The organism is Bradyrhizobium sp. USDA 4461 (assembly GCF_054055655.1).
The window spans coordinates 3,553,755-3,574,398 of record NZ_JBSRXM010000001.1 but is presented as its reverse complement, the minus strand read 5'-3'; the positions used below and the strand labels follow the sequence as shown (position 1 = coordinate 3,574,398).

General features: G+C 65.3%; 15 protein-coding genes and 1 pseudogene. 7 read left to right on the top strand and 9 right to left on the bottom strand.

Features of this window, described 5'->3' with window-relative positions:
• Window positions 1-200: 200 nt before the first annotated feature.
• Entirely contained in the window at window positions 201-977 is a 777-nt protein-coding gene (locus tag ACVINW_RS16720) for a hypothetical protein (protein ID WP_456752320.1), read from the bottom strand.
• Window positions 978-1,451: 474 nt separating this feature from the next.
• On the opposite strand from ACVINW_RS16720, the gene gltB reads away from it, so the two are divergent.
• The 3 genes from gltB (at window position 1,452) to ACVINW_RS16705 (ending at window position 8,913) form a co-directional block, all read left to right on the top strand.
• Window positions 1,452-6,203 (top strand): glutamate synthase large subunit, encoded by a 4,752-nt coding sequence (gene gltB, locus ACVINW_RS16715; RefSeq protein ID WP_456752319.1) that lies wholly within the window; start codon window positions 1,452-1,454, stop codon window positions 6,201-6,203.
• Between the two features lie 148 nt (window positions 6,204-6,351).
• Entirely contained in the window at window positions 6,352-7,809 is a 1,458-nt protein-coding gene (locus ACVINW_RS16710) for a glutamate synthase subunit beta (RefSeq protein ID WP_456752318.1), read from the top strand.
• Window positions 7,810-8,340: 531 nt separating this feature from the next.
• Window positions 8,341-8,913, top strand: coding sequence for a hypothetical protein (locus tag ACVINW_RS16705; RefSeq protein ID WP_456752317.1), 573 nt, complete (start codon window positions 8,341-8,343; stop codon window positions 8,911-8,913).
• Between the two features lie 37 nt (window positions 8,914-8,950).
• On the opposite strand, the gene ACVINW_RS16700 is transcribed toward ACVINW_RS16705, so the two are convergent.
• Entirely contained in the window at window positions 8,951-10,702 is a 1,752-nt protein-coding gene (locus tag ACVINW_RS16700) for an outer membrane beta-barrel protein (protein ID WP_456752316.1), read from the bottom strand.
• A 189-nt stretch (window positions 10,703-10,891) separates the two neighbouring features.
• Between ACVINW_RS16700 and ACVINW_RS16695 the strand changes: the two genes are divergently transcribed.
• Window positions 10,892-11,899, top strand: a complete 1,008-nt coding sequence (locus ACVINW_RS16695) for a KpsF/GutQ family sugar-phosphate isomerase (RefSeq protein ID WP_456752315.1) — start codon at window positions 10,892-10,894, stop codon at window positions 11,897-11,899.
• A 113-nt stretch (window positions 11,900-12,012) separates the two neighbouring features.
• Here the strand turns inward: ACVINW_RS16695 and ACVINW_RS16690 are convergent, their stop codons facing one another.
• The gene (locus ACVINW_RS16690; RefSeq protein WP_456752314.1) at window positions 12,013-12,552 is read right to left on the bottom strand and encodes a carboxymuconolactone decarboxylase family protein; all 540 of its coding nucleotides are present in this window, start codon (window positions 12,550-12,552) and stop codon (window positions 12,013-12,015) included.
• 89 nt (window positions 12,553-12,641) lie between these two features.
• On the opposite strand from ACVINW_RS16690, the gene ACVINW_RS16685 reads away from it, so the two are divergent.
• Window positions 12,642-12,977, top strand: coding sequence for a winged helix-turn-helix transcriptional regulator (locus ACVINW_RS16685; RefSeq protein ID WP_456752313.1), 336 nt, complete (start codon window positions 12,642-12,644; stop codon window positions 12,975-12,977).
• On the opposite strand, the pseudogene ACVINW_RS16680 reads toward ACVINW_RS16685, so the two are convergent.
• From ACVINW_RS16680 to hemH, 3 genes and pseudogenes are all read right to left on the bottom strand, one after another.
• A pseudogene (locus ACVINW_RS16680) lies at window positions 12,974-13,421 on the bottom strand (NfeD family protein). The gene ACVINW_RS16685 and the pseudogene ACVINW_RS16680 sit on opposite strands and share 4 nt — an antisense overlap.
• A gap of 41 nt (window positions 13,422-13,462) precedes the next feature.
• A complete protein-coding gene (locus ACVINW_RS16675; RefSeq protein WP_456752312.1) occupies window positions 13,463-14,467 on the bottom strand; it encodes an SPFH domain-containing protein in 1,005 nt (334 codons plus the stop codon).
• Between the two features lie 230 nt (window positions 14,468-14,697).
• Window positions 14,698-15,735: a ferrochelatase gene (gene hemH, locus ACVINW_RS16670; RefSeq protein ID WP_456752311.1), complete on the bottom strand. Its 1,038-nt coding sequence runs from the start codon at window positions 15,733-15,735 to the stop codon at window positions 14,698-14,700.
• Between the two features lie 116 nt (window positions 15,736-15,851).
• Here hemH and ACVINW_RS16665 point away from each other — a divergent pair, with 116 nt between their 5' ends.
• Entirely contained in the window at window positions 15,852-16,250 is a 399-nt protein-coding gene (locus ACVINW_RS16665) for an MAPEG family protein (protein WP_456752310.1), read from the top strand.
• A 139-nt stretch (window positions 16,251-16,389) separates the two neighbouring features.
• On the opposite strand, the gene ACVINW_RS16660 is transcribed toward ACVINW_RS16665, so the two are convergent.
• Genes ACVINW_RS16660 through ACVINW_RS16650 form a run of 3 tightly spaced genes read right to left on the bottom strand, consistent with a single transcriptional unit; the run spans window position 16,390 to window position 20,227 of the window.
• A complete protein-coding gene (locus tag ACVINW_RS16660; protein ID WP_456752309.1) occupies window positions 16,390-17,490 on the bottom strand; it encodes a nickel/cobalt transporter in 1,101 nt (366 codons plus the stop codon).
• Window positions 17,487-18,125: a DUF1007 family protein gene (locus ACVINW_RS16655; protein ID WP_456756415.1), complete on the bottom strand. Its 639-nt coding sequence runs from the start codon at window positions 18,123-18,125 to the stop codon at window positions 17,487-17,489. The genes ACVINW_RS16660 and ACVINW_RS16655 overlap by 4 nt, the downstream gene beginning before the upstream one ends.
• Window positions 18,126-18,139: 14 nt before the next feature.
• Window positions 18,140-20,227 carry a M3 family metallopeptidase gene (locus ACVINW_RS16650; RefSeq protein ID WP_456752308.1) on the bottom strand — a complete coding sequence of 696 codons (2,088 nt, stop codon included), beginning with the start codon at window positions 20,225-20,227 and terminating at the stop codon, window positions 18,140-18,142.
• 130 nt (window positions 20,228-20,357) lie between these two features.
• On the opposite strand from ACVINW_RS16650, the gene ACVINW_RS16645 reads away from it, so the two are divergent.
• Window positions 20,358-20,618, top strand: a complete 261-nt coding sequence (locus tag ACVINW_RS16645; protein ID WP_456752307.1) for a hypothetical protein — start codon at window positions 20,358-20,360, stop codon at window positions 20,616-20,618.
• Window positions 20,619-20,644: the final 26 nt, after the last annotated feature.

Here is a 20,644-nt window from a genome sequence, read left to right as displayed (position 1 = left end):
GCACGCGAAAACGCCCCGGGAAACCGGGGCGTTTTTTTTGGCTCGCTCAATTTCCGTAGCCCGGATGGAGCCAACGGGTCGCGCGTACGCGCGCCCGATGACAGGCTCCGCGTAATCCGGGGCAAGTCCCGCCGCGGGAATGACCCCAGATTTCGCTGCGCTGCATCCGGGCTACGCAGCGACCTTGATCACTCCAACCCTCACTCCAACCCCTGCACCTTCGGCATTTCCTGGGTCGGCAGGATCGCCGGCGGGGGCGCCGCCGGTGGTGGAGCGGCCTGACCGACGGTCGGGGCCTCGGCCCGCGGAGCGGCCTGCTGCGTCGCCGCCTGGGTCTCGGCCGGCTTCGAAGGTGCCGCCGCCTGCTCGGCCGGCGCCGGTGCGGCTGCCTCGGCGGGTGCCGGTTGCGGCGCGGCGGCCGGCGCGGGAGCCTGGACTGTCGCAGGGGCCTGGGCCTTGGCCGAGAGCGGGCTCCGCTTCGGCACCGGCACGCGGCTTGCGACATGGGGGATCGGGAGCGGTGGCCGCGGCACCCTCGCCTGGATCGGCCGCAGCATCGGGCCGACCGGGCCGTAGGTCGCGCTCATCTCTTCCTCGTAATTGTCGCCGAGCCGATAGGCCGGGGTGAAGCGGATGATGTGCCCGTCGCGGGCGTCGATCACCAGCCGGCCGTCATCGCCACCCTGGTCGATCACCGAGATGGTGTAGACGAAGCCGCGCTGCTGCGGCGCACCGAGCGGCAGATAGCCGTTCTCGCGCAGCACTGTGTAGACCTCGACCGGCGGCAGCAGGCTCGGGACCCGGCCATAGCGCGGCGGCGGCGGAACTTCCGGCATGGCGGCGTAGGGCTCACCGATGTCGGACACCCTGACCAAAAGCGGGCTGCCGATCCGGGCGGACGTCGCCAGCTGGGCCTGGGCCGAGGCCGCGCTGAGCGCGAGGGCGGCGGCTGCAACCGAACCTGTGAACAACTTCATCGCCGTAACTCCTGTCTGCCCCGCCCCCAGGAGCGTTTCCGCTTTCTTGCCGGCTTGCCCGGGAGTAAAATTTCGGTTTGAAATTCGGCGGTCCTTGGTCGCTGCTTGGGCCAGATCACGGCGTGTTTGCTTCGAATCGGGGGCGCCAGGTGGCTATCGAGCCGTCCGATCCGAGCATGCAAGCGGGGACTTCCTCGCGCTTGTGTGATAGACAAAAATTTGGCAAGGTCGAGGTTACGACAGCAAGGCTGTCTCAATTTCGAGGCCATCCCGGCATGGGGATTGCAACGAAACCTCGGCGCCCCGGGCTCCGAGAATGCTGCAGGCAGGGTCGTCCCTCAGGGGACGTTGAAACGCCCGTCGTCTGAATTTAGGAAAATGCGGCTCGCGGCGGACGAGCGGTGGCCCGGTGGGTGCCGCAACGTCCAAGGTGCGCCAAACAGGGTGAGACCCCTTACGCAAGGGAGAGGACACATGAGCGGGTCGGAATTCGAGCGCGAAATCATCGTGGCAGGTACGCTGTCGGCGACCGCGGACTCGAAAGCCGCCGAACCCGCGCGCGAGCTTCATACGCCTGAACTTCATACCTGGCGTCCTGAAGCCGAAGGCCTGTTCGATCCGAGCCTGGAAAAGGACTCCTGCGGCGTCGGCTTCATCGCCAACATCAAGGGCCAGAAGTCGCATCAGATCGTCTCCGACGCGCTGAACATCCTGTGCAACCTCGAGCATCGCGGCGCCGTCGGCGCCGACCCGCGCGCCGGCGACGGCGCCGGCATCCTGGTGCAGATCCCGCACACCTTCTTCGCGCGCAAGACCGCGGAGCTCGGCTTCAAACTGCCGCAGCCCGGCGAATACGCCATCGGCGCGCTGTTCATGCCGCGCGATGCGGCGTGGCGGAACGTGATCAAGAGCATCATCGCCGACGAGATCAAGAACGAGGGCTTCAAGCTGCTCGGCTGGCGCGACGTGCCCAGTGACAATTCCTCGCTCGGCGTCACCGTGAAGCCGACCGAGCCCTACCACATGCAGGTCTTCATCGGCCGCAACGGCGCCGCCAAGACCGAGGACGATTTCGAGCGCCGGCTCTACATCCTGCGCAAGTCGATCTCGCAGGCGATCTATCAGCGCCGCGACCGCGGCATGGCGGGCTATTATCCGTGCTCGCTGTCGTGCCGCACCGTGATCTACAAGGGCATGTTCCTCGCCGACCAGCTCGGCAAGTACTATCCCGACCTGCATGAAGCGGACTTCGACAGCGCGCTGGCGCTGGTGCATCAACGCTTCTCGACCAACACCTTCCCGACCTGGTCGCTGGCGCATCCCTACCGGATGATCGCCCATAACGGCGAAATCAACACGCTGCGCGGCAACGTCAACTGGATGGCGGCGCGGCAGGCCTCGGTGCATTCGGAAGCTTACGGCAAGGACATCAGCCGGCTGTGGCCGATCTCCTATGAAGGCCAGAGCGACACCGCCTGCTTCGACAACGCGCTCGAATTCCTGGTGCAGGGCGGTTACTCGCTGCCGCACGCCGTGATGATGATGATACCGGAAGCGTGGGCCGGCAATCCCCTGATGGATGAGCAGCGCCGCGCGTTCTACGAGTATCACGCCGCGCTGATGGAGCCGTGGGACGGCCCGGCTGCGATCGCGTTCACCGATGGCCGCAAGATCGGCGCGACGCTCGACCGCAACGGCCTGCGTCCGGCGCGCTATCTCGTCACCAAGGACGACCGCATCGTGATGGCGTCCGAAATGGGCGTCTTGAAGATTCCGGAGGACCAGATCGTCACCAAGTGGCGGCTGCAACCCGGCAAGATGCTGCTCGTCGACCTCGAGCAGGGCCGCCTGATTCCCGACGACGAGATCAAGGCCGACCTCGCCAAGAGCCATCCCTACAGCGACTGGCTGCATCGCACCCAGATCCAGCTCGAGGAACTGCCGGATGCGCCGGCCAAGGGCGTGCGCTCCAACCTGCCGCTGCTCGACCGCCAGCAGGCGTTCGGCTACAGCCAGGAAGACATCAACATCCTGATGACGCCGATGGCGTCCACCGGCGAGGAAGCCGCCGGCTCGATGGGCAACGACACGCCGATCTCGGCGCTGTCGGACAAGCCGAAGCAGCTGTTCACCTACTTCAAGCAGAACTTCGCGCAGGTGACGAACCCGCCGATCGACCCGATCCGCGAAGAGATCGTGATGAGCCTGGTCTCGATCATCGGGCCGCGGCCGAACCTGTTCGACCTACAGGGCGTCGCCTCGACCAAGCGGCTCGAGGTGCGGCAGCCGATCCTGACCGACGCGGATCTGGAGAAGATCCGCTCGATCTCCGACGTCGCCGAGACCCATTTCAAGTCGCGCACGCTCGACACCACCTTCCACGCCGGATTCGGCGCGGCGGGCATGGAGCAGGTGCTCGACGAGCTCTGCGCGCGCGCCGAGGGCGCGGTGCGCGAGGGCATCAACATCATCATCCTGTCGGACCGCATGACCGGCACCGACCGGATCCCGATCCCGTCGCTGTTGGCCTGCGCCGCCGTGCATCATCATCTGATCCGCACCGGCCTGCGCACCTCGGTCGGCCTGGTGGTCGAATCCGGCGAGCCGCGCGAAGTGCATCACTTCGCCTGCCTCGCCGGCTACGGTGCTGAAGCGATCAACCCCTATCTCGCGTTCGAGACCATCCTCGCGATGAAGGACCGGCTGCCCGGCGCGCTCGACGACTACGAGATCGTCAAGCGCTATATCAAGTCGATCGGCAAGGGCCTGCTCAAGGTGATGTCCAAGATGGGCATCTCGACCTACCAGTCCTATTGCGGCGCGCAGATCTTCGACGCGGTCGGCCTCAAGGCGGACTTCGTCGCGAAGTATTTTGCCGGCACCCACACCCGCATCGAGGGCGTCGGCCTCGGCGAGATCGCCGAGGAGACCGTGCGGCGCCACACCGACGCGTTCGGTGACGGCCAGATCTACAAGAGCGCGCTCGATGTCGGCGGCGAATATGCCTACCGCACCCGCGGCGAGGACCATGCCTGGACCGCGGAGTCGGTCTCGACCCTGCAGCATGCCGTGCGCGGCAACTCGCAGGAGCGCTACCGGGCGTTCGCCAAGATCCTCAACGAGCAGTCCGAGCGTCTTTTGACGCTGCGCGGCCTGTTCCGGATCAAGAGCGCCGAGGACGACAAGCGCAAGCCGGTCAAGCTCGAGGAGGTCGAGCCGGCCAAGGAGATCGTCAAGCGCTTCTCCACCGGCGCGATGTCGTTCGGCTCGATCTCGCGCGAGGCGCATACCACGCTCGCGATCGCGATGAACCGGATCGGCGGCAAGTCGAACACCGGCGAAGGCGGCGAGGAATCCGACCGCTTCAAGCCGCTGCCCAACGGCGACAGCATGCGCTCGGCGATCAAGCAGGTCGCCTCGGGCCGGTTCGGCGTGACGACGGAATATCTCGTCAACTCCGACATGATGCAGATCAAGATGGCGCAGGGCGCCAAGCCCGGCGAAGGCGGCCAGCTGCCCGGCCACAAGGTCGACGCCACGATCGCCCGCGTCCGCCACTCGACGCCGGGCGTCGGCCTGATCTCGCCGCCGCCGCATCACGACATCTACTCGATCGAAGACCTCGCCCAGCTGATCTACGATCTCAAGAACGTCAATCCCGACGGCCAGGTCTCGGTCAAGCTGGTGTCCGAAGTCGGCGTCGGCACGGTTGCCGCCGGCGTCGCCAAGGCGCGCGCCGACCATGTGACCATCGCCGGCTTCGAGGGCGGCACCGGTGCCTCGCCGCTGACCTCGATCAAGCATGCCGGCTCGCCGTGGGAGATCGGCCTTGCCGAAACCCATCAGACGCTGGTGCGCCAGCGGCTGCGCAGCCGCATCGCGGTGCAGGTCGACGGCGGTTTCCGCACCGGCCGCGACGTCGTGATCGGCGCGCTGCTCGGCGCCGACGAGTTCGGCTTCGCCACTGCGCCCTTGATCGCGGCGGGCTGCATCATGATGCGCAAGTGCCACCTCAACACCTGCCCGGTCGGGGTCGCGACCCAGGATCCGGTGCTGCGCAAGCGCTTCACCGGCCAGCCCGAGCACGTCATCAACTACTTCTTCTTCGTCGCCGAGGAAGTCCGCGAGATCATGGCGCAGCTCGGCTACAAGAAGTTCGACGACATGGTCGGCCAGGTCCAGATGCTGGACCAGACCGCACTGGTCTCGCACTGGAAGGCCAAGGGCCTCGATTTCTCCAAGCTGTTCGTGCGGCAGAAGGAGGAGAAGGGCCAGACGATCTATCACTCGGAACGCCAGAACCACCATCTGGAAGCCGTGCTCGACCGCCGGCTGATCGAGAAGGCGCAGGCTGCGCTCGATCGCGGCGCGCCGGTCAGGATCGAGGAAGAGATCAACAACACCGACCGTTCCGCCGGCGCGATGCTGTCGGGCGCGGTGGCCAAGATCTACGGCCATGCCGGCCTGCCGCTCGACACCATCCATGTCGGCCTGAAGGGCACCGCCGGACAGGCGTTCGGCGCCTGGCTCGCCAAGGGCGTCACCTTCGAGCTCGAGGGTGAAGGCAACGACTATGTCGGCAAGGGCCTCTCGGGCGGCTGCATCATCGTCAAGCCGCCGAAGATCTCCGGCATCGTGCCCGAGGAGTCGATCATCGTCGGCAACACCGTGATGTACGGCGCGATCGCGGGCGAATGCTACTTCCGCGGCATCGCCGGCGAGCGCTTCGCGGTGCGCAACTCCGGCGCGGTCGCGGTCGTCGAAGGCGCCGGCGATCATTGCTGCGAATACATGACCGGCGGCATCGTGGTGGTGCTCGGCAAGACCGGGCGCAACTTCGCGGCCGGCATGTCCGGCGGCATCGCCTATGTGCTGGACGAGGCCGGCGACTTCAACAAGCTCTGCAACCTGTCGATGGTCGAGCTGGAGCCGGTGCTGTCGGAAGAGATGATCAACGCCGACACCTACCATCACTCCGGCGATCTCGAGGCGCATGGCCGGGTCGACGTGTTCCAGAACCTGCTCGACTCCGACGTGGAGCGGCTGCATGTGCTGATCACGCGTCACGCCAAGCTGACCGGCTCGAAGAAGGCGGCGGAGATCCTCGCCAACTGGAAGACCTGGCTGCCGAAATTCCGCAAGGTGATGCCGGTGGAGTACCGCCGCGCGCTGAAGGAAATGAAGGCCAACGCCGACGCCGAGCCGAAAATCGCGATCGGCGCGTAACGACACGAGCTCGTCATTGCGAGCGCAGCGAAGCAATCCATAGCGCCACAAGCCGAACGATGGATTGCTTCGTCGCTACGCTCCTCGCAATGACGGAAGATAACGAAACAGAACAGACGAACACATGATGCAGGGGCATCGGGTTTAAATGGGCAAGATCACAGGTTTCCTCGAGATCGAGCGGCATGACCGCAAGTACGAGCCGGTCGCCGATCGGCTCAAGAACTTCAAGGAATTCGTCGTTCCGCTGAGCGAGAAGGACACCCGCGACCAGGCGGCGCGCTGCATGAATTGCGGCATCCCCTATTGCCACGGTACCGGCTCGACCGTGCCGGGCACGCCGGGCTGCCCGGTCAACAACCAGATCCCCGATTTCAACGACCTCGTCTATCAGGGCAACTGGCAAGAAGCCTCGCGCAACCTGCACTCGACCAACAACTTCCCCGAATTCACCGGCCGGATCTGCCCGGCGCCGTGCGAGGCGTCCTGCACGCTCAACATCGACGACAACCCGGTCACCATCAAGACCATCGAATGCGCGATCGTCGACCGCGCCTGGGACAATGGCTGGGTCAAGCCGGAGATCGCCGCGCAGAAGACCGGCAAGAAGGTCGCCGTGATCGGCTCCGGTCCCGCCGGCATGGCCGCGGCCCAGCAGCTCGCGCGCGCCGGCCACGAGGTGCATGTCTACGAGAAGTTCGCCAAGGCCGGCGGCCTGCTGCGCTATGGCATTCCCGACTTCAAGATGGAGAAGGGCGTCATCGACCGCCGCGTCGCACAGATGGAAGCCGAGGGCGTCACCTTCCACTACGGCAAGGCCGTCGGCGGCTCGACCCCCGACGCGATCGACCCGCAGGAGCTCGCCAAGCAGGTTGACGCGGTGGCGCTGACCGGCGGCGCGGAAGCCCCGCGCGACCTGCCGATCCCGGGCCGCGATCTTGCCGGCATCCACTTCGCGATGGACTTCCTGCCGCAGCAGAACCGCCGCGTCTCCGGCGAATCGCTGAACGGCGCGGTCGACATCCTCGCCGGCGGCAAGCATGTCGTCGTGATCGGCGGCGGCGACACCGGATCGGACTGCATCGGCACCTCGTTCCGGCAAGGCGCGCTCTCGGTGACCCAGCTCGAGATCATGCCGGCGCCGCCCGAGCACGAGAACAAGGGCGTGACCTGGCCGAACTGGCCGCTGAAGATGCGGACCTCGTCGAGCCAGGCCGAAGGCGCGGTGCGCGAATTCGCCGTGCTGACGACCAGGTTCGAAGGCAAGGACGGCAAGGTCAGCAAGCTGCATTGCGTCAAGGTCGACGACAAGTTCAAGCCGCTGCCCGGCACCGAGTTCACGCTCGACGCCGAGCTGGTGCTGCTGGCGATGGGCTTCGTCCATCCGGTGCACGAGGGCCTGCTCAAGACCTTGGGCGTCGACCTCGACCAGCGCGGCAATGTCCGCGCCTCGCTGCACGACTACCAGACCTCGCGCGCAAAGATCTTCTCCGCCGGCGACATGCGCCGCGGCCAGTCGCTCGTCGTCTGGGCGATCCGCGAAGGCCGCCAATGCGCGCGCGCGATCGACGCGTTCCTGATGGGGAAGACGGATCTGCCGGGGTGAGTGCCCCGGCGAGTGCGGCGCAGATCATCATCTCGCACGGTGACCACCGATAAACCTTCAGGGCGCTATTCTCGCCCTAAGTTCGATATCCAATTCCATGCTGTCAATGAGACGACATGGTGCGATAAGATGCGCCTTCGATACCAAGCTCGCAAAGCAATGCGAGTGTGTTGATCACGCTCACTCCCCCTTTCCAATTTTGGCGGTGTCCGAACCAAGTTTTGCTTGCGCTCGGCGTAGGGGGAGATCGGGCTCAAACAAGTTGCGCCCCTTTTCTCTCTACGTCTTACCATGCGCACCGAGTAGTCCACAGGACACTTGGATATGGTTTGACGTAGGATGCCACTCCAATCAGCATTTGAGCAAAATTTCCGTTGCAATCCCTCGTTGCGCTTCGGTACGCTGCCTAATTGGGGGAAGGCACAATGAAGATAGAATCAAAGAAGCGTGCGCTCGACAAGATCTACAAGAGGAGAGACCGTTACGAGATCCCAGACTGGCAGCGTGAAGAGGTCTGTCTTTCAGAGATCGGTGAACGCCAACGTAAAGGGAGCGGCGAAGACTCGTCATACAATTCTCTTACGAAAGCTGCTGCAATTCGACCCCTCGTTCCTAGATGTATTTGGTCCAACGGTTATCGCCAGCAGTGGGCTCCACCAGGAGATCAAGCGATTGGGCGACTCGATTGCTAGTCTAGTCGAGAAGGTTCACGCTGCGGACCATGGCACCGATCTCATCAAGCCCACCAACAAGACTATGACCGCTATTCGAACTCTCGCAAGTCCAATCCGCAACTATGCCGAGTATCGCGACTTCGTAAGCGGACTTTATTTCGTATTTTGGGAGGGAATCGGCGATCGACTAGGAGACAACATTCCGAATTCATTCGTTGATGTTAACGTCCTGAGGACCGATCTTCAGCACGACCTGGATCACGGCAAACAGAAGAAGGTGGCATCCAAGCGGAGGAAGAGCTCAGCTACTTTCAAGAAGTACGCGAGTTCGGCCACCCCCCAGACATCAGCTCCTGAGAGCTTTCCATTGTTGCAAGTTGCCTTGCTAGCTCACATCGAGAAGGACCTGCGGGTACTCCTAGCATCGTGATCACTAGTTCGCCGCGCTGTCGACGTTTTGGGAACTGCTAGTTCTGCACCCGCACGCCGAGCATCACCACCGTCGACGCCGAGCTCTGCAGCGGCTGGTTCGAATCCAGCCAGTCGCGGCGGATGGTGCCCTTGATCCAGAGGCTGCGGGTCATCTTGTAGATGATATCGGTCGACACCGAGTAGACGGTGTCGTTGCGGTTGTCGCCTTGGTACTCGAGCGTGCCGTAGGTGAACTTGCCGATTGCGGTCAGCCAGCGGCGGAAGTCGTGATCGACCTCGACGGTGTAGGTACGCGACAGCACGCCCGAGGTGCCGGGCAGCGTGGTCTCGCCGAGCTGGGTGTCGGAATAGAATTTGGCCGTGGTCAGCGGCGTCGCGGTCCAGGTCAGCGACGCCGTGGTGAGCAGGCCCTCGAGCCGGTTGAGCCTTGTGTCGGCATAGTCGCGCATCGCGTAGCCGATCGAGATCTCGCCGAACAGCATCCGGGTGAACTCGAACGAGGTACCGGCCTTGACGTAACCGCCCGACGAATCGCGCGCGTAGCCGGCGCGGTCGAGATAGAGATCGTGGACGCGACTGTCGCCCTGCACCTCGACGAACGGCTTTACCGCCGGATTGAGCTCATAACTGACGCGGCCGATGCCGCCATATTGGCTGAAGTTGCGGTCGTCGTTCGACGACGAGGTGCCGTCGGTGAGCTTCGACCATTGGTAATCGGTGCGGTCGACGGTGGCGCCGAGCGAGACCTGCATGCGGTTGAAATGCTGGTCGATGCCGAAGGTGCCGCCGACCGTGCTGTAGATCGGATATTTGGCAAGACCCGCCTGCACGTTCGGGCTGCCGGGATTGTCGGTCGAGACCAGCAGGCGGGCCTGCGCCGTCAGATGCGTGTCCTTCGACACATCGAGACGGCCGTCGATATGGCCGGTGAAGTTCGGACGGTCGACATCGAGCGGCGCCGACAGCGGCGTGCCGTCGGCGTTGGGCGTCAGCTGCGAGCCGTAGCCGGTGAACGAGCCGCGCAGATCGGCGACGACGGCGTGACGCTCCCAGTCCGACATCGCGACGAATTCCGGCGACACCATGTAGAACGCCTTGCCCTGCGGCTGATACAGGCGGCCCGGATTGGTGTCGTAGCCGGCCATCACCTCGACCGCGGTCTTGACCATGAACGAGCCGGCGTAATCGCCGACCGCGCCGAACGGATCGTCGTCGAGCTTGAGCCGCCTCCGCGGCGGCTGGCCGACGATGGTACCGGCCATCGCCGGCGGCAGCGGCGCCTTGGCGGCAGCCTCCGACGGCGGGATCGACAGCCGCAGCTGCCCGGCCGCATTCAGCGGCGGTGGCGGCGGCACCGGCGAGCCCGGCCCCGGCGGCGGCTTCGGCTTGGCCTGGCCCGGATAATATTTCGGCTTGAGACGTTTGCGGTTGAGCGAGTCATAGCCGGACGTCGCGGCGCCGTTCGCGGCGGGGAGCCCATAGGTCGGGATTTGCCCGAGGCGCTCTGTGGTCGACGTCGATGACGACGAACGCCGGGTGGGATCGGCATCCGGCAGCTTCAGGCCGTTGAGCGGATCCATGGCGTCGAGCTGGGTCCGGCGCAGCGGCGAATCCTGGGTGATCACCTGGCTTTGCCGGTTCGGGCTGAACAAATCCGGCGTCACGGTCTGGGCGGTGGCGAGGCCGCCGGTCGCAGTCAGCAAAAGAGCCGTTAGCAAAAGGCACGGCAAAGCCACGCGAACGAGGCGTCCGCGCCGATTTGGGCCGCTTGCTGGCCGCCGCACCACGATGGAAATACCCCAACGAATTCATGCACTTGACGTACGCATTCCACCGGGTGGCGGAAAACGTCGTTAATGGAGTTAAAACAATTATGGTTAATGAGCCGTTGAGGAGCGGCGGCCGCGCGTCGCATCGCCGAATCGAACGTGCTAAGGGAGACGCCCGGGTGCAAAACCCCTCCCCTGGAATCCGAAATGGCCAAACCGAAACCGCTGATGACCAAATCATCCGGCCCCGATGACGGCGCCGTTCAGTCGGCGCTCCGCACCCTCGATGCCGAAGCCAGCGGCGTCGCTGCGCTGTCCGCGGCCCTCACGTCCGATCTCGGCGCGGCGTTCACGGCGGCGGCCGAGCTGATCCGCAAGGCCAAGGGGCGGCTGATCGTGACCGGACTCGGCAAATCAGGTCATATCGGCCGCAAGATCGCCGCGACTTTCGCCTCGACCGGCACGCCGGCGTTCTTCGTGCACTCGGCGGAAGCGAGCCACGGCGATCTCGGCATGATCACCGCCGATGACGTGATGCTGGCGCTGTCCTGGTCCGGCGAACAGGCCGAGATGCGCAACCTGATCGCCTATGCCGCGCGTTTCGGCATTCCGCTGATCGCGATGACCGCCGACAAGGAATCGACGCTGAGCAAGGCCGCCGACGTGCAGCTGACGCTGCCGAAGGCCCGCGAGGCCTGCCCGCACAATCTGGCGCCGACGACCTCCTCGCTGATGATGCTGGCGCTCGGCGATGCGCTGGCGATCGCGCTGCTCGAGGGCCGCGGCTTCACCTCGACCGATTTCAGCGTGCTGCATCCGGGCGGCAAGCTCGGCGCGCTGCTGAAATATGCCCGCGACCTGATGCATAGCGGCGACGCGCTGCCGCTCAAGCCGCTCGGCACCAAGATGTCGGATGCGCTGGTCGAGATGACGTCGAAGGGTTTCGGCTGCGTCGGCATCGTCGACCGCCACGGCCATCTCGTCGGCATCGTCACCGACGGCGATCTGCGCCGGCAGATGCGGCCCGAACTGTTGACGCTGTCGGTCGACGAGGTGATGACCACCACGCCGAAGACGATCGGCCGCGACACGCTGGCCGGCGAAGCGCTCGAGCTGCTCAACGCCTCGAAGATCACCACGCTGATCGTGACCGACGCGAAGAAGCCGGTCGGCATCATCCATCTGCACGACCTGCTGCGCGCGGGCGTGGCGTAGGCCCTTTTTGTCATTCCGGGGCGCGCCTCTTGGCGCGAGCCCGGAATCCATACTCACGATGGTGGTTATGGATTCCGGGCTCGCCGCTTCGCGTCGCCCCGGAATGACGGTGATTACTTCGGAAACCGCGCCGCCGTCGCCTCCAGCGGCAAGGCCAGCGCGTTGGCGAGATATGAGACCGTGCGGTAGAAGCCGCACAGCAGGATGATCTCCAGGATCTGATCCTCATCGTAATGCGCCGACAGCGCAGCGAATTCCGCGTCATCCAGCGTCGCACGCTCATGCAGCGCGTCGACCGTCGCGATCAGCGCCTGTTCCGACGTTGACCAGCAATCGGCATCGGCCGCACCGTGCATGGTGGCGTGGATCTGCTGCGCGGACAGCTTGGCGGCGGCGCCGAACGCCGTGACATGCACGCCCCATTCGTATTCGCATCTGTTCAGCGCGCAGGTGCGGTCGATCACGATCTCCCGCTCGCGCAGCGGCAGCGGCCCGCGATCCAGCAGGCTGGCGCCGCGGAATTTCTCCCAGGCGCGCGGATGGGCCGCCATCATGCGGAACAGCACGAGCGGCGGCTTGCCGCGCATGATGCGGTCGAAATGCTGTTGAACGTCCGCCGCATAGGGCGGATCGAGCGGCGCGATGCGTGACATGGCTCGGTCTCATTGCTACATTTATTGCAGCGATACGCTACAATATCTGTAGCGATCGACGCAAGCGGGATTCGAGAGGGATTGGCGACATGGCGAAGCAAGTTCCGACAGCAAAACCCGGCGTCCGCGGCTCGCGGTCCGGCCGCCCGATCATGGCGCTGCTCGATCTGTTGGGGCGGCGCTGGACCTTGCGCATCTTCTGGGAATTGCGCGAGGGCGCGCTGACCTCGCGCGCGCTGCGCAGCGCCTGTGACGAAGCCTCGCCGACGATCTTGCAGACGCGACTAACCGAGCTGCGCGAGGCGGGCCTCGTCGAGCTGACCGATGATGGTTACGGCCTCACCGTGCTCGGAAGAGAGCTGTTTGCGACGTTCACGCCGCTGAACCGCTTCGCCGAGCGCTGGAGCAAGCGCGCTGGCAGCTAGACTGCGGCCACCGTCAGGCTGGCGCCGTCGGCGCGGACCACCTTGACACGGCTGCCGGCCGGCGCATCGGGGCCGGCGACGCGCCACACCGTGTCGTCGATCCGCACCGTGCCTGCGCCGTCGATAATCGGCTTCTCCAGCGTGAATTCGCGGCCGACCAGCGCTTCGTTGCGGCGGTTGAGGAACGGATTGGTCTTGCTCGCCGCGGTCGCGCCCCTGGCAAAATGCCGCCAGGCCGGCACCGCCAGCGCGGCGAACACCGCGAACATCAACAGCTGTACCTGCCAGGACGGCGTGAACACGAAGGACAGCAGGCCGACCAGGAGCGCCGCGAGCCCGAGCCAGAACAGGAACACCCCGGGCGCCGCAAGCTCCAGCGCCATTAGGATGAAGCCGAAGATCAGCCAGTTCCAGGGTACCCAATGTCGAAAACATCTCGGCCATGATACGACCTCTACCATTGCAGGCGTGACGTCGTCACGTCCTCACCGCTGCGGCGGCACCGGCGGTGGTGCCTGTGGACCGGCCGGCGGCACCGAGCCGCCGCGCCGCGCTGCGGCGCTGGCGGATGCCGCGCTCTCGCCGAAGGTGGCGCGGGCGATCTCGCCGATGCCGGCGAGCGAGCCCAGCACGCTCGAGGTTTCGATTGGCAGCATCAGCACCTTCTGGTTCGGCGATTCCGCGAGCTGGCCGAACGCCTTGATGTATTTGTCGGCGATGAAGTAGTTCAGCGCGGCGACGTCGCCCTTGGCGATCGATTCCGACACCATCTGGGTCGCCTTGGCCTCGGCCTCGGCGAGACGCTCGCGCGCCTCGGCGTCGCGGAAGGCGGCCTCGCGGCGCCCCTCGGCCTGCAGGATCTGGCCCTGCTTGGCGCCCTCGGCGCGCAGGATCTCCGACTGCCGCTGGCCTTCCGCCTGCAGGATATCGGCGCGCTTGACGCGCTCGGCCTTCATCTGCCGGCCCATCGCCTCGACGAGGTCGGCCGGCGGCACGATGTCCTTGATCTCGATGCGGTTGACCTTGACGCCCCACGGCGACACCGCGGCGTCGACCACCCGCAGCAGCCGCTCGTTGATCTCGTCGCGATGCGACAGCACCTGGTCGAGGTCCATCGAGCCCATCACCGAGCGGATGTTGGTCATGGTCAGCACCGTGATCGCCTGGTTGAGATTGGCGACCTCGTAGCTCGCCTTCGCCGCATCGAACACCTGGTAGAACGCGACGCCGTCCACCGTCACGGTGGCGTTGTCCTTGGTGATCACCTCCTGCTCGGGGATGTCGATCACCTGCTCCATCATGTTGATCTTGCGGCCGATGCGATCGAAATACGGCACGATCAGATTCAGGCCGGGCGACAGCGTGCGGGTGTATTTGCCGAACCGCTCGATGGTCCAGTCGAAACCCTGCGGGACGGTCTTGATCCCGGCGAATAGCGTAACGATGACGAGAAGAACGAACGCAATCGCGAAAATGTCGAAGCCAGTCATGAAGTCCTCCAGAGCCGGCGAGACCGTCGCCAGGCGCGCTCGTGCATTGGTCGGCACGACCGCGGCGCCGGTTCAGGCCGGCTGTCGTTCTACCTAGCACATTGGAAGCTGCTGTCGGACTACCAGATGCAACCGAATAGCCGGTCCTGCTGTCACCGATCGTTAACAATCCGATCCGGGCCTTGCTAGATCCACCCTTGTTAGATCCAGCCGTGTTAAATCCAGCCTTGTTAAATCCAGCCTTGGAGCTCACGCAGCACGAGCTGGCGGATCACGGCCATGCCGGGATCGCTGTCGTTGAGACAGGGGACCGCGGCGAACTGCTCGCCGCCATTGTGCCGGAATATCTCGGCGTTCTCCTGCGCGATCTCCTCCAGCGTCTCCAGGCAATCGGCGGAGAAGCCGGGCGTGACCACGGCTACGCGCCGCACGCCGTCCTTGGCCAGCTTCTCGATTGTCTTGTCGGTATAGGGCTGCAGCCACTCGGCATTGCCGAAGCGCGACTGGAAGGTGAGGATCAGCCTGACGGCATCGAGCCCGAGCCGCTTGCGCAGCGCGTTTGTGGTGGCGATGCATTGCGCCTGATAGGGATCGCCCTTGTCGACATACTCCTTCGGCATGCCGTGGAACGAGGCGACGATGATCTCGGGCTGGAACGGCAGTGTCGCGAGATGCGCATTGATCGAAACCGCAAGCGCCTCGATGTAATCGGGGTCGTCATAATAAGGCGGCGTCACCCGCAGGATCGGCTGCGCGCGCATGCCGGCCAGCACGCGAAACGCCTCGTCGCAGACCGTCGCCGACGTCGCCGCAGAATATTGCGGGTAGAGCGGCACCACCAGGAGCCGGCCGCAGCCCTGCGCCGCCAGCGCCTCGATCCGCTCCTTGATGGAGGGATTGCCGTAGCGCATCGCCCAGTCGACCACGACGTGATCGTGATCGGCGATCGCCTCCGCCAGCTTGTCGGCCTGCGACCGCGTGATGGTCTTCAGCGGCGACTCGTTCCTCTCGGTGTTCCAGATCTTCAGATAGTCGCGCGCCTTGCGGGCCGGGCGGACGCGCAGGATGATGCCGTTGAGGATCAGCTTCCAGAGGAGGCCCTGATCCTCGATCACCCGCGGATCGGACAGGAATTCCCTGAGATAGACCCGCACGCCCGCGGCGTCCGCCGTATCCGGCGTGCCGAGATTGACCAGCAGCACGCCGACGCGTTCCGGCTTCGGCGCCGCAGCGGACTTCGGGCTCTCGAACGGAATTACCGTGCTCATGATGGCCTTGCAGCTAAAGTCCTTCGCCCTGGGGGCTTTGGGCTTCGCGCGTTGCTCCAACCTTGTCAAGCCGAGTGCGGGTTGGCTACGTTCCGCTCCGTGAATGAGGGGGAACCATGACGATCGCCGAATGGTGCGTCTTCGGGACGCTGATGCTCTCGCTGCTGACGGTCGTATCGGTGAAATGGATCGGCTTCCGCGGGTTCGACAATTCAAGACCGCGCGATCCCGACTTCTACGACGACCCGATCCGCTCGCGCGCGCTCGGCGCCCATCAGAACGGCCTCGAAGCGTTGCCGTTCTTCGGCTTCGCCGTGCTGCTCGCCGAATTCCGCGTCGGCCCGCTGCGGCTGATCGACGAGCTCGCCGTGCTGTTCCTGATCGTGCGGATCGCCTACGTCTTCACCTATATCGGCAATCGCCCGACCCTGCGCTCGATCCTCTGGAGCATCGGCTTCGCCATCAACATCGCGATCTTCTTCCTGCCGGCGATCCGGGGATATCTGGCGCGGTGAGCCCAACTCTCTTCCCGTCATCCTGAGGAGCCGCGAAGCGGCGTCTCGAAGGATGAATCGGCCACCGGCCGGGCCGTCCATCCTTCGAGACGGCGCTGACGCGCCTCCTCAGGATGACGGATAACTTGAAGTTAGGACCTCAAAGGCACGTCGCCCGCTCGGCTGCGACATAACCGAACAACAGCCCGAGCCCGAACAGCAGCACGAGACCCGCGGCGGCGAACTCCAGGCCGCGCATGATCAGCATGCCGCCGCCGTCGCGCGCCGCACTCAGCCGCTCCGCGACGCCGCGCGCCGACACCGCGATGAGTGCGATTGCCGCCACCGTGATGGCGGTGCCGAGCCCCATCACGAAGGTCGCTGCGATGCCGGCCCAGAACAGGCCCTGCGCCAGCGCGAACACCAGGACCAGGATCGCGCCCGAGCACGGCCGGATCCCGACCGTGAGGATCGCGCTGATGCCGCGCCGCCAGCCGCCGGGTCCTTCAAGCTCGGCCGGCGTCGGCCCGTGCGAATGGCCGCAATGCTCGTCATGGACGTGGCTCGCGTCATGCCCATGATCGTGGCCGTGGTGATGGTCGTGATCGTCGTGCGCGTGATGATGATGGTGATCATGGCCGTGGTGATGGTGGTCATGATCGTGCTGCTGCGCGCCGGCCAGCGCCAGCGCCGGACGCGGCACCTGCAGCGCACGGACAAAGCCGCCGCCCTTGACCCAGACCAGCCGGGCGCCGAACGCCGCGATCAGCGCGTAGCTCGCGATCTCGATCGCCTTCTCCGCTCCGCACATCGTCTTGGCGGTCGCGTTGAGCAGCCAGGCGCAGACGCCCACGATCAGGACGGCGACCAGCGATTGCATCAGCGCCGAGGCGAACGACAGCACAATTCCGCGCCGCGCGGTCTCGCGGTTGGCGACCATGTAGGACGAAATCACCGCCTTGCCGTGACCGGGCCCGGCGGCATGGAAAATCCCGTAGGCGAAGGAGATCGCCAGCAGCGTCCAGACCGCCGAGCCATCGGATTTCGCGGCGCGGATGGTCTGCGACATCTCGCGATAGAACTCCGACTGTTTGGCCAACAGCCAGCCGACCAGCCCGCCCTGCGGCTCGGCCGCGCGCGGCGCGCCGAACGGATTTTGCGCCAGCAGCGCATGCACCGTACCGTCGAGCAGCGCGAGCGCCGCGAGCACGGCAGCAGAGACGGCGAGGCCGCGCATCACGCGGGAGGCGATCGGCGTCATGGGCAATCCACCGTGATCTTGTTGGCGAACATCATCGCAAAATTGCCGGCACTGCCGTCGAGGAAGTTCTGCTCGCCGAGCTTCTGCGCGGCGGCGGTACCGTCGCTGTTCGGCCGCTCGAACTGCATCTTGCAGTCGGCCGCGGCGCCGACCAGCTTGACCGGCTCCTTCTCGGCGAACTGGAAGTCGATGAAATAGGTCGGGTCGAACACTTCGAGCGAGAGCTGTTTGGCCTTGAACGGCGTCTTCACCGGCAAAGTGAAGTGCAGCGTCAACGCCGAATCCTTGTATTCGAGGAAGTAGTCGACCGGCTCGGTGAACTTCTGCTTCTTGCCGTCGCCCTTGGCGAAGGTGAAGTAGGCGTATTCCTTCAGCGACTCGACATTGGTCTGGGCCAGCGGCGCCAGCTCCTCGCGGCTGAAGGCGCCCTTCACCTTGGTCTCGATGCCCTGCAGCGCATAGGTCGAGAACATGTCGTCGAAGGTCCAGGCATGCCGGACCGCGGTGATGGTGCCGTCGGGCGCGTAGATCAGCTCGCTTTTGGCTGTGATCCAGACATGCGGATGCGCCCAGGCCGCCGCCGTGCCGAGCACGACGGACACCGCCAACGCGAACCCGGCGATCAGCCGGTTCAGGGACGGCCGCACCGTCAGGCCGCCTCAGACGTCTCGAGCAGCCCGCGCCGGCGCAACAGCGCGTCCGGTTCGGGCTCGCGGCCGCGGAACGCGACATAGGCCTCCTCCGGATCGCGCGAGCCGCCCGACGAATAGATGTCGTCATGCAGGCGCTTGGCGGTCGCCGGATCGAAGATGTCGCCGGCCTCCTCGAACGCGCCGAACGCGTCGGCGTCCATCACCTCCGACCACATGTAGCTGTAATAGCCGGAGGCGTAATGGTCGCCGGAGAAGATGTGGCCGAACTGGGTCGGCCGGTGCCGCAGCGAGATTTCGGCGGGCATCCCGATCTTCTCCAGCTCCTTCTGCTCGAAGGCGCGGACGTCCCAGCTCGCCGCCGCCGGCTGGGTGTGGAACTCGAGATCGACCAGCGCCGAGGAGACGAACTCCACGGTGGCAAAGCCCTGGTTGAACTTGCGCGCGGCGAGGAAGCGCTTGAGCAAATCGTCCGGCAGTGCCTCCCCGGTCTGGTAGTGCCGGGCGAAGCGCTGCAGCACCTCGGGCCGCTCCTGCCAGTGCTCGTAGAGCTGCGACGGCAGCTCGACGAAGTCAGTGAAGACAGATGTTCCAGACAGTGACGGATAGGTCACGTCAGAGAGCATGCCGTGCAGGCCGTGGCCGAACTCGTGGAACAGGGTCCGCGCTTCGTCCGGCGACAGCAGCGCCGGCGCGCCGTCGGCGCCCTTGGCGAAGTTGCAGACATTGATGACCAGCGGCGCGACGCCGCCGTCGAGCTTCTGCTGGTCGCGCAGCGAGGTCATCCAGGCGCCGGAGCGCTTCGAGGGCCGCGCGAAGTAGTCGCCGTAGAACAGCGCCTTGTGTTTGCCGTCGCGGCCCTTGACCTCCCAGACCCGGACATCCGGGTGCCAGACCGGGACGTCCTTGCGCTCCGCGAAGGTGACGCCGAACAGGCGGGTGGCGCAGTCGAAGGCGGCCTCGATCATGTGGTCGAGCACCAGATAGGGCTTGATCGCGGAATCGTCGAAATTGGCGCGGCGCTGGCGCAGCTTTTCGGCGTAGTAGCGCCAATCCCAAGCGGCCAGGGCGAAATTGCCGCCCTCTTCCGCGATCAGCGCCTGCAGCGCGTCGCGATCGGCGAGCGCCCGGACCCGCGCCGGCTTCCAGACCCGCTCCAGCAGGCCGCGCACGGCCTCCGGCGTCTTGGCCATGGAATCCTCCAGGCGGTAGGCGGCATAGGTCGGGAAGCCCAGGATCTTGGCGGTCTCCTCGCGCAGCCTGAGGATCTCGACGATGGTCGCGTTGTTGTCGTTGGCGTTGCCATTGTCGCCGCGGGCAATGAAGGCCTTGTAGACCTTCTCGCGCAGGTCGCGCCTCTGCGAGCTCTGCAGGAACGGCTCGACCGAGGAGCGCGACAACGTCACGATCGCCTTGCCCGGCATGCCGCGCTCTTCCGCCGCAGCCTTGGCGGCCGCCACAAACGTGTCGGAGAGGCCGGCGCGGTCGCCCTCGCCGAGCTCCATGAACCACTCCTGCTCGTCGCCGAGCAGGTGGTGGCTGAACGTGGTGCCGAGATGGGCGAGCCGCTCGTTGATCTCCGCCATCCGCGCCTTTGCGGCCTCGTCGAGCCCGGCGCCGGAGCGGCGGAAGCGGGTGTAGGTGCGCTCCAGGAGCCGCATCTGCTCGCCGGTCAGGCCGAGCGAAGCGCGCTTCTCGTGCAGCATGGCGATGCGGCCAAACAGCACAGCGTTCATCATGATCGGATTCCAGTGCCGCGCCATCCGGGGCGAGACCTCCTTGTCGATCTCCAGGATCGCCGGGTTGGAATGGGCCGAAACCAGGTCGTAGAACACCGCCGAGACCTTCGACAGCAGCTTGCCGGAGCGCTCCAGCGCCGTGATGGTGTTGTCGAAGTCGGGCAGCGCCGGATCGTGGGTGATCGCAGCCACTTCGGCCGAATGGTCGGCGAAGGCCTGCTCGAAGGCGGGCAGGAAATGCTCCGGCTTGATCTCGGCGAAGGGCGGCGTCTCGAGCGGCGTCTGCCACGCCTTCAGGAGGGGGTTGGCAAGAACCTGATCGTTGGCTTCTGCGCTGGTTTCTGACATCGAAAATCCCGTTTTTCGCCCTGAAAATGCGGCCCACTCTATATCACGCGATACGGCATTTTTGGGCCTTTTGCGCTTGATAGATGGGCTCTTTTCGGAGAGATTGCGCCCCCTGAACAGGACCTATTTCATGAGCATGCAGCCCACAGCCTCTGGCAATCGCACCATCGCCTGGCCGAGCGTCATCACCGTGATCTCGGCCGCGATCCTGATCGGCGCGGAAGTGTTCGGCGCGGCGTTCGCCGGCGGCTGGGCGCTCGCGATCCTGTTCGGGCTCGACGATGTCGCCGCGCACATCCTGCAGGCCGTGCTGTTCGGCATCGGCGTCCTGATCATGATCGCCTTCATCCGCGCAGCTCAACGCGTCGAGCCGTTCACGCGTCGCGCGTGAGCCTCGTGCGATTCGAGAAAGTGCTG

What these genes read in the sequence shown, in the direction of transcription:
- ACVINW_RS16720 (WP_456752320.1), bottom strand. Translation starts at nt 977, where the DNA reads ATGAAGTTGTTCACAGGTTCGGTTGCAGCCGCCGCCCTCGCGCTCAGC.
- ACVINW_RS16675 (WP_456752312.1), bottom strand. Translation starts at nt 14,467, where the DNA reads ATGACTGGCTTCGACATTTTCGCGATTGCGTTCGTTCTTCTCGTCATC.
- ACVINW_RS16650 (WP_456752308.1), bottom strand. Translation starts at nt 20,227, where the DNA reads ATGTCAGAAACCAGCGCAGAAGCCAACGATCAGGTTCTTGCCAACCCC.
- ACVINW_RS16645 (WP_456752307.1), top strand. Translation starts at nt 20,358, where the DNA reads ATGAGCATGCAGCCCACAGCCTCTGGCAATCGCACCATCGCCTGGCCG.
- ACVINW_RS16710 (WP_456752318.1), top strand. Translation starts at nt 6,352, where the DNA reads ATGGGCAAGATCACAGGTTTCCTCGAGATCGAGCGGCATGACCGCAAG.
- ACVINW_RS16695 (WP_456752315.1), top strand. Translation starts at nt 10,892, where the DNA reads ATGGCCAAACCGAAACCGCTGATGACCAAATCATCCGGCCCCGATGAC.
- ACVINW_RS16665 (WP_456752310.1), top strand. Translation starts at nt 15,852, where the DNA reads ATGACGATCGCCGAATGGTGCGTCTTCGGGACGCTGATGCTCTCGCTG.
- hemH (WP_456752311.1), bottom strand. Translation starts at nt 15,735, where the DNA reads ATGAGCACGGTAATTCCGTTCGAGAGCCCGAAGTCCGCTGCGGCGCCG.
- ACVINW_RS16690 (WP_456752314.1), bottom strand. Translation starts at nt 12,552, where the DNA reads ATGTCACGCATCGCGCCGCTCGATCCGCCCTATGCGGCGGACGTTCAA.
- gltB (WP_456752319.1), top strand. Translation starts at nt 1,452, where the DNA reads ATGAGCGGGTCGGAATTCGAGCGCGAAATCATCGTGGCAGGTACGCTG.
- ACVINW_RS16660 (WP_456752309.1), bottom strand. Translation starts at nt 17,490, where the DNA reads ATGACGCCGATCGCCTCCCGCGTGATGCGCGGCCTCGCCGTCTCTGCT.
- ACVINW_RS16685 (WP_456752313.1), top strand. Translation starts at nt 12,642, where the DNA reads ATGGCGAAGCAAGTTCCGACAGCAAAACCCGGCGTCCGCGGCTCGCGG.